Origin of the sequence: Fictibacillus halophilus, from assembly GCF_042680145.1 — a bacterium.
Taxonomy (GTDB): domain Bacteria; phylum Bacillota; class Bacilli; order Bacillales; family Fictibacillaceae; genus Fictibacillus; species Fictibacillus halophilus_A.
On sequence record NZ_JBHTNQ010000001.1, the window covers coordinates 2,823,933 to 2,839,156 of the forward strand.

At 36.9% G+C, this 15,224-nt stretch carries 13 protein-coding genes; 2 read left to right on the top strand and 11 right to left on the bottom strand.

The window, feature by feature from the left end:
* Positions 1 to 323: 323 nt before the first annotated feature.
* The 5 genes from ACFQ4X_RS14260 to ACFQ4X_RS14280 all read right to left on the bottom strand — a co-directional run bounded on the left by ACFQ4X_RS14260 (position 324) and on the right by ACFQ4X_RS14280 (position 4,798).
* Entirely contained in the window at positions 324 to 617 is a 294-nt protein-coding gene (locus ACFQ4X_RS14260) for a ferredoxin family protein (protein WP_066293375.1), read from the bottom strand.
* Entirely contained in the window at positions 618 to 1,913 is a 1,296-nt protein-coding gene (locus ACFQ4X_RS14265; protein ID WP_379836185.1) for an FAD-dependent oxidoreductase, read from the bottom strand. It abuts the gene before it with no gap.
* Positions 1,906 to 2,931, bottom strand: coding sequence for an electron transfer flavoprotein subunit alpha/FixB family protein (locus ACFQ4X_RS14270; protein WP_379836187.1), 1,026 nt, complete (start codon positions 2,929 to 2,931; stop codon positions 1,906 to 1,908). The genes ACFQ4X_RS14265 and ACFQ4X_RS14270 overlap by 8 nt, the downstream gene beginning before the upstream one ends.
* Positions 2,928 to 3,761, bottom strand: a complete 834-nt coding sequence (locus ACFQ4X_RS14275; RefSeq protein ID WP_379836189.1) for an electron transfer flavoprotein subunit beta/FixA family protein — start codon at positions 3,759 to 3,761, stop codon at positions 2,928 to 2,930. Before ACFQ4X_RS14275 ends, ACFQ4X_RS14270 begins: the two co-directional genes overlap by 4 nt.
* 146 nt (positions 3,762 to 3,907) lie before the next feature.
* Positions 3,908 to 4,798, bottom strand: coding sequence for a hypothetical protein (locus ACFQ4X_RS14280; protein WP_379836191.1), 891 nt, complete (start codon positions 4,796 to 4,798; stop codon positions 3,908 to 3,910).
* Positions 4,799 to 5,030: 232 nt separating this feature from the next.
* On the opposite strand from ACFQ4X_RS14280, the gene ACFQ4X_RS14285 reads away from it, so the two are divergent.
* Together ACFQ4X_RS14285 and deoD are read left to right on the top strand one after the other, a co-directional pair.
* Complete coding sequence (locus tag ACFQ4X_RS14285) at positions 5,031 to 6,200, top strand: MFS transporter (protein WP_379836193.1); 1,170 nt, start codon at positions 5,031 to 5,033, stop codon at positions 6,198 to 6,200.
* A gap of 93 nt (positions 6,201 to 6,293) precedes the next feature.
* Positions 6,294 to 7,004, top strand: coding sequence for a purine-nucleoside phosphorylase (gene deoD / locus ACFQ4X_RS14290; protein ID WP_379836195.1), 711 nt, complete (start codon positions 6,294 to 6,296; stop codon positions 7,002 to 7,004).
* A gap of 267 nt (positions 7,005 to 7,271) precedes the next feature.
* Here the strand turns inward: deoD and ACFQ4X_RS14295 are convergent, their stop codons facing one another.
* The 6 genes from ACFQ4X_RS14295 to ACFQ4X_RS14320 form a co-directional block, all read right to left on the bottom strand.
* Positions 7,272 to 8,030: a TrmB family transcriptional regulator gene (locus tag ACFQ4X_RS14295; protein ID WP_379836197.1), complete on the bottom strand. Its 759-nt coding sequence runs from the start codon at positions 8,028 to 8,030 to the stop codon at positions 7,272 to 7,274.
* A gap of 93 nt (positions 8,031 to 8,123) precedes the next feature.
* Positions 8,124 to 9,329, bottom strand: coding sequence for a hypothetical protein (locus tag ACFQ4X_RS14300; protein WP_379836199.1), 1,206 nt, complete (start codon positions 9,327 to 9,329; stop codon positions 8,124 to 8,126).
* On the bottom strand, positions 9,329 to 10,909 hold the full coding sequence (locus ACFQ4X_RS14305; RefSeq protein ID WP_379836201.1) for an AAA family ATPase: 1,581 nt from the start codon (positions 10,907 to 10,909) through the stop codon (positions 9,329 to 9,331). Before ACFQ4X_RS14305 ends, ACFQ4X_RS14300 begins: the two co-directional genes overlap by 1 nt.
* Positions 10,910 to 11,098: 189 nt before the next feature.
* Positions 11,099 to 11,461: a hypothetical protein gene (locus ACFQ4X_RS14310; protein WP_379836203.1), complete on the bottom strand. Its 363-nt coding sequence runs from the start codon at positions 11,459 to 11,461 to the stop codon at positions 11,099 to 11,101.
* 23 nt (positions 11,462 to 11,484) lie between these two features.
* On the bottom strand, positions 11,485 to 13,272 hold the full coding sequence (locus ACFQ4X_RS14315) for a dynamin family protein (RefSeq protein ID WP_379836205.1): 1,788 nt from the start codon (positions 13,270 to 13,272) through the stop codon (positions 11,485 to 11,487).
* Entirely contained in the window at positions 13,269 to 15,224 is a 1,956-nt protein-coding gene (locus ACFQ4X_RS14320; protein ID WP_379836207.1) for a dynamin family protein, read from the bottom strand. Before ACFQ4X_RS14320 ends, ACFQ4X_RS14315 begins: the two co-directional genes overlap by 4 nt.

Sequence of the window (15,224 nt, forward strand, 5' to 3'; positions counted from 1 at the left end):
TAGGATCAGGTCTCCAGTTATTGTTGATGCAGCTTTACGGTACGTGTTCTTTTATCTATTACACGTTCGCTCAGAATTGTTGAGTTTCGCTCAAAAAAGCTGAGTTACGCTCAAGATCCTCTCGCAACGCTCAGAATACCTTTCGTTTCGCTCAAAATCTTCCTTTTTCGCTCAAAGTACCTCTTAACGAGGATAAATCTAGAGGGGTTGCCGCTCTAATCAACAAAGTTTACAAGCCAAATCAAAAAAAGCACGCCTCTGCGTGCTTTTTTTGATTTAGATTTAAACACTTGTTTAAAAAGAGACCTTTATCCCAGCCAACTTTACCCCAACCGAAACACAATACCATGCCCGCCTTTCGGATACTCCCACTTAATATTTTGGTGCGGGCAGCCGATCCGGCAGCTTCCGCATTCATGGCAGCCTTCGTATCCGACGTGCATCCGGATCTCTTCCCATTTATACACTTCCGCCGGACAGAAGATCGTACAGATTTTATCAGGACAGTGGTTCAAACAAACATCGGCATCCATAACGGTGAGATGTGATTTCGTGTCTGCGTTAAAGCGAACGAGATACTGCTTTTCTTCGATGGTCTGACACTTTTTTTCGCTCATTTACTTCATCACCTTCCACGCCCGGTATGCGTCACGAGCCAATTTGAGTTTCTCTCCAGCCGTTCCCACATCACGCCAAATCTTCTTTTGTTTATCCCACTTAGACGTGCCATCAACCGTAAACATCTGGCTCATCGCTTTATTTGCCATTGGAATGTACTTTTCAAAGTACTGCGGGAACTTATCAAAATGGTGGGTAGAATCTTTATATTTCTTCATATCCTGACCGACGAAACTGCTCATCAATCGAGTTTTATAGTGATTAAGCGTGGCTTCTGAATAATCTTCTCGTTCTTTTGCGAGTAAAACAGCTTCTGCCGCAAACTGCCCTGATTTCATCGCAAGGTTTGACCCTTCGCGGTGGATCGCGTTCACGAGCTGAGCCGCATCCCCGACAACTAAAACTCCATTCCCCGCTACTTTCGGCATCGACTTATACCCGCCTTCAGGTATCATGTGCGCCAAATACTCAACAGGCTCCCCGCCAGCAATGTACGGACGGATCATTGGATGGTTCTTCACATACTCGAGCAGTTCATATGGTTTTATCTTATGTTTAATTAATCCAGATAGAAGTGAGCCAACCCCAAGACTCAAAGTATCTTTGTTTGTATATAAAAATCCGGTGCCGAGAATCCCCTTTGTAGCGTCACCAAAAAGTTCAATCGTCGTTCCCTGGTTTTCCTCTAAGTTAAAACGATCCTCAATCGTCTTTTTATCGAGCTTAATGATTTCCATTGTTGCAAGTGCAACTTCATCTGGCCGAAACTCTTTATGGAAGCCGAGCGATTTAGCTAAAAGAGAGTTAACCCCATCCGCCAGCACCACAACATCTGCATAAAGATCTCCATCAGGTCTGTCAGTCCGCACCCCGACAACTTTTCCATTTTCTACAATACATTCCAAAACTACCGTTTCATTTACTAAAAGTGCTCCCTGTTCAACAGCCTTCCCCGCAAACCACTGGTCAAACTTCGCCCGCAGCACGGTAAAGTTGTTGTACGGCTCTTGTCCCCATTCCATCCCTTTGTAGCCGACGGTGATCGCCGATTCCTTATCCATCATCATGAACCGCTGTTCCACGACCGGACGCTCAAGCGGAGCTTCCTTCCAAAACTCCGGAATCACATCTTCCATCATTTTGCGGTAAAGGACACCGCCCATTACGTTTTTCGATCCTGGGTACTCACCGCGTTCAATTAATAAAACATTTACCCCTGCTTTCGCCAGTTCGTACGCACATGAAATGCCGGCAGGACCTGCCCCGACAACGATAACATCAAATTTTTCAGACATGGTCGACCGCCTCTCTGTTAAACGCTTGTTTAAATTGTTCGATTAAAAGTGGCACAATTTCAAAGGCATCGCCTACGATTCCATAGTGACTGGATTGAAAAATCGGTGCTTCAGGATCGTTGTTGATCGCGATAATGAGACCTGAGTTCTGCATTCCAACAATGTGTTGAATGGCTCCCGAAATTCCGATCGCAAAATAGATCTTAGGCGTAACCGTTACACCTGTCTGCCCAACCTGATGATGATGCTCAATCCATCCCGCTTCTACTACATCACGGCTCCCGCCAACTGCTCCGCCTAATGTCTCGGCCAACTGATGGACGAGCTGAAATCCATTCGGGCTTCCCAACCCTTTTCCTCCAGCGACGATAATATCCGCTTCATCAATTTTCACTTTTTGAGTCGTGTGCCGGACGATCTCAAGCACCTTTGTACGGATATCTTCTTCCTTAAGAGAAGCCGTTTCTTCTACTAACTTACCTTTACGGCCAGGTTCAGGAGTGAGAGCTTTCATCACTTTCGGCCGGACCGTCGCCATTTGCGGCCGGTACTTTTTACAAAGAATCGTAGCCATGATGTTCCCGCCAAACGCCGGACGGCTCGCAAGCAATAAGCCTGTATCTTCTTCAATGTCCAAAATGGTAGAGTCGGCCGTGAGCCCCGTCGGAAGGTCTGTCGCGACCGCGCTCGCCAAGTCTTTACCCGTTGACGTCGCCCCATACAAAATCACTTCCGGCTTGTATTTTTGACAGCACTCCAGCAACGCTTTCATGTACGACTCCGTCCGGTAATCTTTGAAAATAGCGTCGTCATACACGTAGACTGTGTCCGCTCCATATTCAAAAAGAGAGTCTGCTAGATATGTCACGTTTTCTCCGATCAAAACACCGGCAAGCTCAGTCCCGCGTTTGTCCGCAAGCTCTTTCCCCGCTCCCAACAATTCCAGAGATACGGGTACAACTTCCCCATCCTTCACCTCGATAAAAACCCAAATGCCATGATAGTCTTCGAAACTCAACTTAAGTCCCCTCCCTTCACCGCAAAAAGTTCTCTTTTCTCGAGTAAAATATTTAGCAGCTGCTCTGTCTGCTGAGCCACATCGCCTTCCAGCATCTCTCCACCACTTGGTTTCGTTGGTGCCCACACTTTTGATACGATTGTCGGCGAGCCTTTCAATCCAAGCTGTGTTCTCTCCACATCCTCTAAATCCGCAACCGCCCATATGATCGGTTGATAGCGCGCAGCCTTCAGCATGTTCGTCATCGACGAGTACGGAACTTCATTGATCTCTTTTTCAACAGACATCAAACAAGGCATCGTCGATTGAATGACTTCATAGCCGTCCTCCAATTTCCGATGAACAACAGCGTATCCTTCTTCCACATTGATTTCTTTTACCTTATTGACTGAAGTCAGAGGAGGCATGTCTAACCGGCGTGCAATCCCCGGGCCAACTTGTCCGGTGTCACCATCGATGGTCATTTTTCCGCAGATAATTAAATCAACTGGTTTTATCTTAGAAATCTTTTCTATTGCTTTTGTCAGTGCGTAACTGGTAGCTAATGTATCTGCACCAGCAAAAGCACGGTCTGAAATCATATAGCCTTCGTCCGCTCCGATCTCGATACATTTTTTAATCGCTTTTACAGCTGGCGGAGGTCCCATCGTCAAAACCGAAACAGTTCCTCCGTATCTCTTTTTCAAACGCACCGCTTCTTCCACCGCATGCGCGTCATAAGGATTTAAAATAGCAGGCGCGCTCGCCCGATCCATCGTATTCGTCTTCGGGTTCATCTTGATGATCTTCGTATCCGGCACCTGCTTGATACAAGCCACAATATGAAGCATTCAATCCCTCCTCTAATCACTGGCCAGTCTTTTTCTAGAAGCCACTATTATGATGATTACTACTACTATATGGAGGGCTTATCCGATACATGACGAATTTTATTAATAATAGTAAATAAAAAAAAGCATCGATATCGATGCTTTTTTTAATAATCTGTATAATAAAAATTCCCAATTCTTCTTAAGTTTTTATTGTCAGGAACTATAAAGGTATTTTTTTTCTTTTTAAAATGTATTTTAAAATTATTAAAAATAGAGCTTAAAATCAATAAGACTCCTAAAACCAAACATGATATTATTGGAAAAATCGACATTAAGATTACCACATCAATAAAAGATAAATTAAACATAAATTTAATAAAACCTAATTTATTTAATGAAGGTAGCCTATCTAAATTTCCGTATAATAGATTTATTAAAATCAATCCGAAATATGTTAAGGAAATACCAATTAAAAACATTTCTAATTTAAACTTAACTCTTTTTTCACTTTTTTGAGATATAAGAGCTTCTGGTGGCAATTCCTTAATATCTAATTCAGGTGGAAGCTCTTCTCCTTCTATTGTAAATTTTAAATCTGATAATAATGGAGACCCATTAATTAATAGCTTAGTAATAAAAAATTCTCCTGCATTTAATAAAGGGAAGTTATACTCTATTAATTGTCTTTGGTTTTGAAGACTAATTAATACTTTCCTGCCATCCGGATTTTTATATAAGATATTAGCATCTAAAAGTTCGCAATCATTAGGTAAAACCAAAGTTAGGGGCTCAATTAAATTACTAATCGCTTTTTCACCAGTATTTGCAATTAAAAATTGCACTTCAAATAAATCTTCAACTTCTTTTTGTTTATATTTAATTTTTAAGTCTTCTTTTAAATCTTGATCAAGGCCATCTAAAGGTGAAGATGAAAATTGTAAGAAAGGTGTTAATGATTTATTTTTAGATGACTTTTTAAAGAAATAATAGGATACCAAATACGAAGCAATCATCCCAACAACTAAACTAACTATACTAAGCCATAAACCGTCCAAATTAAAATACTCCTTCTAAAATAAATAATATAAATTATAACTTAAAATCCTAGTAATTTACATTAAGTATTTATAATGTCGACTAATTATTATAACAATTATGAAAAGAAGCTTTTTTAAAAGTGAGCATATTAAATCTTTTTATTATTCACTAGTATAAAATTAACATTGATACCTCCTAGCAAATAAGTTACCATTACAGTGGTTACTTTTTGAAAGAAGGTAGATATACTTGAATAAACGTGTGTATTTATTGACGATCGTTTCCTTTGTTGTGGGAATGGTTGAATTAATTATAGGTGGAATTTTAGACTTAGTGGCAGAGGATCTTGGGGTGAGTTTAGGAAAAGCTGGATTCCTTATCACAATTTTCTCGCTGGTGTTTGCAATTGCGGCACCAATTTTATTAACGATGACCGCTAAAATAGAGAGAAAGCGTCTGACTTTAGTCTCTTTGGTTGTATTCTTATTAGGAAACATACTCGCAATTGTCAGTCCTACTTATTCGATGCTATTAATTGCACGGATCTTATCAGCAGCCAGCGGTTCATTACTAGTGGTTTTATGTGTAACTATAGCTTCCAATATAGTTGAAGAAAAATACCGTGCCCGCGCGATCGGCGTGGTCTTTATGGGGATTAGTGCATCGCTAGTACTCGGAATTCCAATCGGCTTAATGCTAGGAAATGCATTCGGCTGGCGTGCTCCATTTATCTTGATAACAGGGCTAACCGTGTTATCCATACTTGGCGTGTATTTCTTTATGGGACGGCTCGAACCTAAACCGGCAATCCCAATTCGGCAGCAACTGCGCACGCTAAAAGATCGAACCGTATTGTATGCTCAATTAACTTCATTCCTGTTCCTGGCCGGACACCTTACGTTATACGGCTACTTAACGCCTTTTCTAAAAATGACGCTCGGGCTTAATGGAACATGGGTAAGTATTGTATACTTGATATTCGGTGTGGCAGCGGTATTTGGCGGGGGTTTCGGTGGCATGTTCGCTGACCGGTTCGGCACCAAGCCTACTATTTTAGGCGTTACAATCATCTTTGGCATCTCAATCTTTATGATTCCATATACAACTTTTGCGTTTCCGTTATTTTTAGTGGTCATGATCATTTGGAGCATGCTCAGCTGGGCCATTACACCCGCGATGCAGAGTTATCTTATTGAGTCATCTCCTGAGACATCCGATATTCAGCAAAGTCTAAATAACTCTGCCCTTCACTTCGGCATTGCTTTCGGATCGATGATTGGCGGAATCGTGATTGAACAGGCATCTGTAGAGATGAATGCAACAGTAGGCGGATTTTTGGTCATACTGGCATTAGGTACAGCAGTTCTTTCCATAACAAAAAAGGAGCGTTCTGAGAGAACTGCCCATACCATTAGCTAGTCTCGTAAAACTATGGCATGATAATGAGAGATAGAAAATTCTGAGGAGGTGAAACCGTTACAGCAACCAATAACGGGTTGTAACGGTGGACAAATGAGTATTCATATTGGTGCAAAACAAGATGAAATTGCAGAAAGCATTCTTTTACCAGGAGACCCGCTTCGTGCAAAATATATCGCAGAAACATTTTTAGAAGACGTAACATGCTACAACGAAGTTCGCGGTATGCTTGGATTCACAGGGACATACAAAGGAAAGCGCGTATCTGTTCAAGGGACAGGCATGGGGATTCCTTCGATCGGGATTTACGCGAACGAACTGATTCGTGAATATGGCGTGAAAAACTTAATCCGTGTTGGAACATGCGGCGCGATTCAGCAAGACGTTAAAGTGCGTGACGTAATCTTGGCGATGACAGCATCTACAGATTCACGAATGAACCACCTAGCGTTCCCAGGAATCGACTTCGCACCATGCGCAAATTTCGACCTATTGAAAAAAGCGTATGAAGCTGGAACAGAAAAAGGCTTAAAGATCAAAGCTGGTAACGTATTAACAGCTGACCTGTTCTACCGTGACAGCATGGATATCGTGAAGAAGCTTGCAGAAAACGGCGTACTAGCTGTAGAGATGGAAACAACAGCATTGTACTCAATCGCAGCAAAATACGGTGTGAACGCACTATCCATCCTAACAGTAAGTGACCACATCTTCACTGGTGAAGAAACATCTGCAGAAGAGCGTCAAACAACGTTCAATGACATGATCGAAATGGCGTTGGAAGTAGTTAGTTCAGAACAATAATAATGTAAAGGGCATGACTGTTATCAGTTATGCTCTTTTTATATCCTCGGGTTTGACTCATAGGATGGCCCGTTTGACTCATAGACATTTTGTTTTGGCTCATAGAATTATGATTGGTTCATAGAAGTTCATTTCGACCCATAGACTCAAGATTTTGACTCATAGACATGACATTTCGGTTCATAGACTCTTCATTTTCGTCCATAGGGAATCTATATAACAAAAAAGGAATGAACTAAAGTATCCACTTAGTTCATTCCTCTTAATTTAGTACCTCAATTTCATCAGAACACTTCTAATTTCTTCATCATTCATTAACAGTTCCGAGTGCTTCTCATTTATCTTCGCCAAAGCCACATCATGATAAAAGAACTCGATAAAAACTTTAATGAAAGGTCGTGATTTTGTTTTCATCGCCTGCCAGCTCTCACTTTCCACCCCGGCAAAAATAACTTCTGCTTCATCAACGACCACTAAGCGAAAGCGTTCCAACGAATGGTGTTCCTGCGCCGGAATAAGTGTATGTACGTTCTTTAGCGAAGACTCCAGCTCTCCGACCACAAGCACTTCCACATCGATTCCCTGCTTTTCTTTTTCTTCAAGAATCGGCAAGTAATCACGAACATCATCCTGCCAAGCGGAAACCTTAATCGATTTTTCAGCCGCTTGGAGAATCCGCTTCGTCTGTGCTCGAATCGATGAATCTACCTTTAGACTCCATACGTGTTCATCATAAAACTTTCTTTTCGATGTGCTCGTTTTTAGACGCTCCACGTTTTCCTGAAATTCCGTCGTCAGCTTCTCGATCACGATCGATAATGGCAATGCGGTATACAGCTTTTTCTTCTCAGAAACCGAATCCAGGACCATCCCTTTTTCGATCATGCGCGTGAGCACTTCATATATCTTTGATTTCGGTACACCCGAATATTTAACGATGTTCGTCGCATCCATCGGTTCCTCACTTGAAGCAAGGACCTCGAATACCTGACTCTCATATTGTGAAAAACCGAATTTTTGTAACATGGTTCCTCCTAAATACATAAAGATGATTCTATTATAACGCAACCATAATATTACAATCACTGCCGATTACTTGTTAAAAACTGATTGGAATGCTTAAGCAATAAATTCAGAACTACATCCCCATGAAATAATTTTTTTGCAAATAAACTCCAAATCATCTTTTATATAATTTGGGACTAACTTAAAAAGATTTTGCTTTTTTATAACATTTAACTCAATATTCTTTATACTTTCTTCAGGAATCCTAAATTTAGTAGCAACTTTCTTCTTTTGAGTTAGTTTTTTCTCGAGTCCATCTCCAAGAATATCATTATAAAAATCTTCTAATGCCGATCCTATTCCGTTAATAATAGGATATTCGTCGTGTTTATCTTCTATTTCGTCGTAACTACATGCAAAAAGATCAGATACTTCATTAAATAAATCTTCTAAATATTTTTTTCGAGTTTCATTAGATTTCAATGTCTTCGCTTTTATACCATCTTTTAAATCTATATATTTTAACTTTGTACTAAGAGACTCCGATTCTTCGATTTTTTTTAATTTGGTTAGAGTCCCTCTTATGCTATTATTTGCACACAATAAATATAAAGAAGGTGATATCAAATTTTCTTTTTCACGAACTGTTAATTCATAAACATTAGTAATACTTCCATTTTTATTAGCTGAGTAAATAGTATTAATTTTTGAAAGAGTATTTCCCACAGTGTCTTCTGGATAAGTCTTATCGCTATCTGCAATAACAAATGTAATAAATTTAGATTTTAATTTATATTCATATAGTTTACATGTTCCATCACCATTTCCAGGAGTTGGCGATAAACTTAAATTAAAGTTGATATGATTTTTATTTTCTTGTATATATTTTTTTGCGAGTTTTTCATAAAATAAACAATCACTTAAATCCTCAGACACTAAACTAGTAGCAGAAATTGATTGAAGTACCGAAAAATGATTTAATGGAACTTCAAAGATACACTGTTGTTTATTTTCAATTCTACTAAAGTTAAAATCATTACCTTTAACTAGTATATAATCGCTACAAAATTCTTCATACGCTGGTAAAAAAACAAACTTATCAAGAAGAGACTGGTAAATCCTTTTTGAAACTTCCTCAAGCACATCAATTTGTACTAGCATTTCTAAAAGTTCAATTGAATCAACACTTATTACATGATAGCCTTCGTAATAAGCTTTAGCTATGTTATTCAATGATTTAATTTCCGGGCTGAAATGGTTAAAATTATCTAAATCATTTTTCAAACAAATTATTAATGAATCGTCCAGTTTTATTAACATTAACAATCCTCCGGGCTAAAGAAACCAATCGGCCAACTTGCTAATTTACCACTAGATGTATATGAAGTAGATTCTATTTGCGATTCATAGGTATCTACTTTATTAAATATAAGAATATTTACAAAATCATTATTAAACTTATACTTATTTTTCGCAATTTGATACCCAATACGGTTTAACATTGTTTCACTATGTGTTTCAATAATAATTTTTAGATCTAATCCTTCTTTTTTAGATATCATTATAAGTAGTAAAAAAGCATCCATCAGCTTTGCTTGCAAAGCAGGATGTAAATGTAACTCAGGCTGTTCAATTACTACTGTTAAAGTAGAGTTATAATATGCTTCTCTTAAACCTATAGGATGTCTATGACGAGAATTTTTAATATTATTTTGAGAAGCTTTCCATAGTACAAGAATAATAGGAAGCACCTGTGAATAACCAAAACCCGTATCAGCTAAATTTATTAAGTCAGTGTTATCATCAAACTTTATTTTTAAAGATGTATGTCCTCCCTGAGTGAAAGTATGTAACTCAAAACCAAAATTACTTTTTATCCAAGCATTAAATATTTGTTTTTCTTTATTTGTCATATTGTTTAACATCATTGTAAGATTTGTCCCTTGTGGATCAAGTTCATCAACAGAAAGCCCTTGATACCTATAGTACCTTTCAGCACTTGCTCTTAAAGGTGCGATATATTTAACATTTGAAAAATTCAATTCAAGATATCTATTACAAACATTAATTATGGGATTAAGGTACATACCTATTAAGTCATGTTTAATTTCTCTAAAAACCGAATCATCAATTTCAATTTTATGTAAATTTCTTTTTAATTTTTGAGCTTGTGGTTCTTGGCATTTAATGCTTTTAAATATTTTATTAGAACTTCCTATTAGAAAATTATTTATAACTTGTTCAATTGTATTTTCACCAGTTCTATTATTTGCAAGCTTTTGTATCTTCTTAATTAAATTAGTTTTGAAAAATTGTTCAGTATGCCCCATATTAAAACTTTCTTTAAGTAAAAGGTTGGGAAGAAAATTAACAGAACCTATTGAATAATGAGGTGAAAAAATATTAAGTTCTTTTTCACTTTCATTAATATTTACTATCATTGTTTTTTCTTTATTCTTAATATCAATTTTAATAACATGATCTTCAAAATTTATTATTATTTTTTCAATAATTTTTTCTGAAAAGAAAATTTTTAAATTAAAACATAAATTATTATTTGAATCTATCATTTCTCTTGCAATAGGACGAATATAATATCTTCGTAGTACTTCTCTATAAAAAACGCTTTCAGGTAAAGTAAACTCAAATTCAAATGACATCATACCATTTTTATTTTTAGAATTTAAACTTTCATTGTAACTTCCAAAATCTACAAATCGGCTGTACCAAAGTATAGGTTCATTAGTTCTGGTCTCAAGCGTTTGTTTCATTAAAGGAAAGTATCGTAAAAAAGTGCTTTTTCCAGAACTGTTTTTTCCTACAAGAACCGTTAAAGGCTTGAGTTCAATTTCTCCAGTATCCACTAATGACCTTAAATTTTTTATCCTTAATTTATTCAATTGTGTTACCTCCGAACATTATATGATAAATACATTTTAAGGTAGTTTGTAAATTATAACAATTAGTAATAAGAATTACTTTATTAAAAGGGGTTCCTTTTTCTGTACATAATCCTATCATTGAATTATTAAAAAAACTTTCCCATTACAGAAAAAAGTGCCAATTAAACGGCACCTTTTGAAAAAATATTAATCTCTTCTCAAATACCCTCCACCATGATTCTCATCACGATTGATGGAAGTGTTTCCATCTCCATCTCGATAATAACCGTTTACATAAGTACCATCTTCTCTCATGTACCCTTCTACGTAATGTGGTTTTACGAAATGAACTCCATTCCCAAAGTCTAATAAGAACGGCTTGAACTGGTGTTTATAGCAATATTTTAAAGGATCATTGAAGTTAAAGCATTCATGTTCCCCGTTGTAATGAGAAAAGGTATTATGATCAAGTTGATGGATCGGCTCTGTAATTAGATCAGTTGAGTTACTTTTAAAATCTTGATCAAAAGAATTTGAAACATCAATACCATTGGAATCCCAATCACTCATATCATTCTTCCTCCTTAGTGTTATTACTTTACTCCTGCATCAATCTTTTTAAAGTGACTCTCTAACATAATACTTAATTCTTTTAGCTCTGTTTGATAGGTAACCACTTTGTTTGTTTCATCTTGTTTTTTATTCATTTCTTCATTTATAAGGTGCTCATATGATTGTATCGCCCGGTTAAAGTGATCTAATGCATCATTTTTTATGGTATTAACTTGATTATGAATGAACGTATCTAAGTTCCGATGAAGTTCTTCTAGCAGAACATTTATTTGTCCTTCAACAGCAAGGAGGAGCTCAGGCTTTAGGTTCTGCAGCTGTTTTTCGGCTACTTTTTGTGACAGAAACGGCATTCCAGCCATACCTACTAAAGGGATGAAAAAAGGTCCACCTAATAATATAGCAACGGTGCTAACTCCACCCATGATAAGACCAGCTTTTACGTTAGCATTCCCACTGGTCATGTTTAACACAGGGATATCCGTTTCAAAAGAAAGCTGACTCTGTCTAGAATGATTCATTTGAATTCTTTGGTTAAAGGATGAAGATAATCCTTTTTCCACTTCAGTATGTAATTTCATTAGAAGACTCTGAATGTGTTCTCCATATTGGTCTACCCAATTCTTAAACTGACTTTTTATGGAGACGGGTATTTGAGATTCTACTAAATTCTTTATATCTGCACCTTGAAAGAGTTCAACTTTTGCCTTTATATCTTCTTTTAGTTTCTCTCCAAAGTAGTTGAGCGACTTATAGGTCATGAATTTAATATCATCTTCTTGTTCATATAAGTAATTTTGGATTTGGACTTCCCAAGCTGATTGGTTATTTAAAAAATTCCGAACCGAATGAAGATGTTCTTGTAATTCCTCAATTGACTGGTTGGTAAGGTGCAAAGCTGTTTCTATTTCTTTTTGCAGATTTCCTGCAATCACCTCAAAACGAAAATGAAATCTTTCTAATTTTTCTTTGCTTTGTACACCCGATTCCATTCTCCTTTTCAGCTCTTCTTCAATTTCTAAAATACCCGAGTACTCTATCAATTCTTTATCATTTCTAACCTTGCCTTGGAGTGCTTCTTTTGCCGACAAAGGATATACTGGGACATTTGGAAAACCTGTTACATTCTCGATTCGACGTTTCATAAATTCGTAGACTTCATCATATTCGTCATCTTCCACTGAATCTGAAAAGTTCCCAATAAAAATTGTACGATCCAAACCATTTTTCAGAAGATTTTCTTCAATGAATCGTTTCTCTGTTTTCTTTATGGCACTAGTCATTGGAGTCAAAAACAATACAACGTCTGCCCGTGGGATGAACTGATAAGTAATGGATGAGCGATGTTCGTTCAGATCATTTACTCCTGGTGTGTCTACTAAAACAACTCCTTCTTTAATGAGCGTTGAATCCGTAAACACTTTAATGAATTGGATGTCATCTGGGTCAAAGTCTGCTTCAGCCGTATAATTTTTCAGTTCTTCCAATGAAAGTTCTTTCTTTTCTACATCACCATTAGTTTTTACGATATGAATCTCGTTTTTGTTGCCTTGAAAGATTGCATTAATGGTTGCTGTTGTTGGCGTAACATCTCTTGGCATAATATCTTTACCTAATAACGCATTGATAAAGGTAGATTTACCGTGTTTAAATTCACCCACTACAACAACCGTATAATAATCGTTTATTATATCTTCTTTTAATTGCTGGATTGTCTTGCATTGAGAGCTTTCGGGTAACAAATTTAATACCGTTTCTTGCAATTCCACAATTTTTTTATACAAATGATCTTTTTCTAATGAATAATTCATGAATATATCTCAACCTTTTCTTCATGTGTTTTCTGGTCTAACTCATTAAAATAGTGGTTGATACGAGTTTTTATTTGTACTAAACGAATTTCTCTGCGTTCCAATAAATCTAGTTTTTGCTGCAGTTGAACGCCTTCTAAACGAGTACTATCGAGTAAAACTTGAAGCTGTTGCTCCATCTGTTGAACGTTTTGATTGATAATCCCTTCATATTGTTCATTCACAGACTTAACCATGCCTTTCCACTCACTCTTGAATGTTGCTCGTTTCTTTTTGCTCGAGTCCTCAAACTTAGCCATTAGTTGACGTTTATACTTCATTTTTTCACTATCACCCGTTAACCAAGAGAAAAAAGAAGAAACTGCATCTAGTACACCCGTTGCTAGAAAACCTGCACCAATCGCCAATTTTCCGATAAAACTATTACTTTGCTCCCATGCCTGATTTAAACCTTCATACATCTCGTCGAATATGGAAGGTGAATAACTTGTTTCAAAAGAAGATGCACCCACCAATGCAAGTGCATGATCTTGATCAGCACCGTCAGGAAGATGAATATGCAGAAGATCATTCTCAAGCTTTAGCCACTGTTCATTTACTTTATTACTTTGGTCTTTAATCACTGTCTTAGCGGATTCAGTCATTCGTTTTATCTTTTTGGTATGCAAATCTCTTTCTAATGGCGCAATGGTTTGTTCTATTGTTTGCTTTATGGATTGGATATCTAAATATAAAAACTGCTCATATGTTTTCATGGCTTGATTCGCAATTTTTTGCAATTCACTTTCATACCATTTTGTTATTTCAAGTTCTTGTCTGCTCAGTTGTATATTAATATTCTGAAGAGATTCTTTTCCCACAGCATGTATAGCCGAAAGTTTTGGTTTGAAAGCTTCTACCTTTTCTTTCAAGCCAACTTTCTTTTGAGAAAGTGTGTTCTTTTCAAATTTGATCTTCTTCTCTAATACTTCATTAATTAATTTTTCTGCTCTTTTTATAGGACGCTGCAACTTCACTTTGCCCCGCTTATATTGAAGAAACTCAGACAAGCTTCTTTCAAGTTCAGGTATCCCCGTTGATTCAAGATCCCAAATTTTTATCGGTCTTCCTCTTCTACCTTTTAGTTCTTCACCCTGACTTGATCGTTTTGCGTTTAAAGCTTGCAAAGCGGATATCATGATAATTCTTGGTTCTTTCAAGATGGTTTTTAAGTTGTCATAGGCGTATTTTTGAACTTTTTCTATTGCTTCTGGGTTTTCTAATTCATCTTTAAAATTCACTACAATAAATACTTTTTGAATATCATTGCTTAACAAGCGGTCCCTAAGAAAGCTTAACTCGGATTCAGACAATATTTTTCTAGCTGACAAAAGAAAGATTGCAGCATCGGATCGCGGGATAATACTATTAGTAATTTTCTCACGTGCTTCATCCAGATCGTTTGTTCCTGGGGTATCAATTAATGTCACACCGCCTTCACAAAAAGAAAGTGGATGGCCAATTTCAGCACTTTGAATTTGTTTTAGTGTATCCGCATGTTTTTGATAAGCTGCCTCAGATTCTGGATCACCCTTTATAGGCTCTTTTGGGGCAATAAGTTTTTTAAACATTTCTTCATTAATTTTCATTTCTTGTTTATTCTCATCATGGAACCGGATTTTAATATAAGATTCTTTGCTATATTTAATGACATTTAATAGAGCGGTCGTAGGATTTGCTGATGATGGCAGTAATTGTTTCCCTAACAACGAATTAATAAAAGTGGATTTCCCGCGTGAAAATTCCCCTACCACTACAATCTGAAAATTCTCTTGTTTGATATGATCTATAATTTCGGTAAGCTTTTGTAATTCTACCCTGCTTTCCATTTCATTTAATAGAAAAGTAAGCTGTTCAAGCTCTTTAACGATTTGATCTTTCTTTTTAATAAAATTCATTAGTGAGAAACTCAT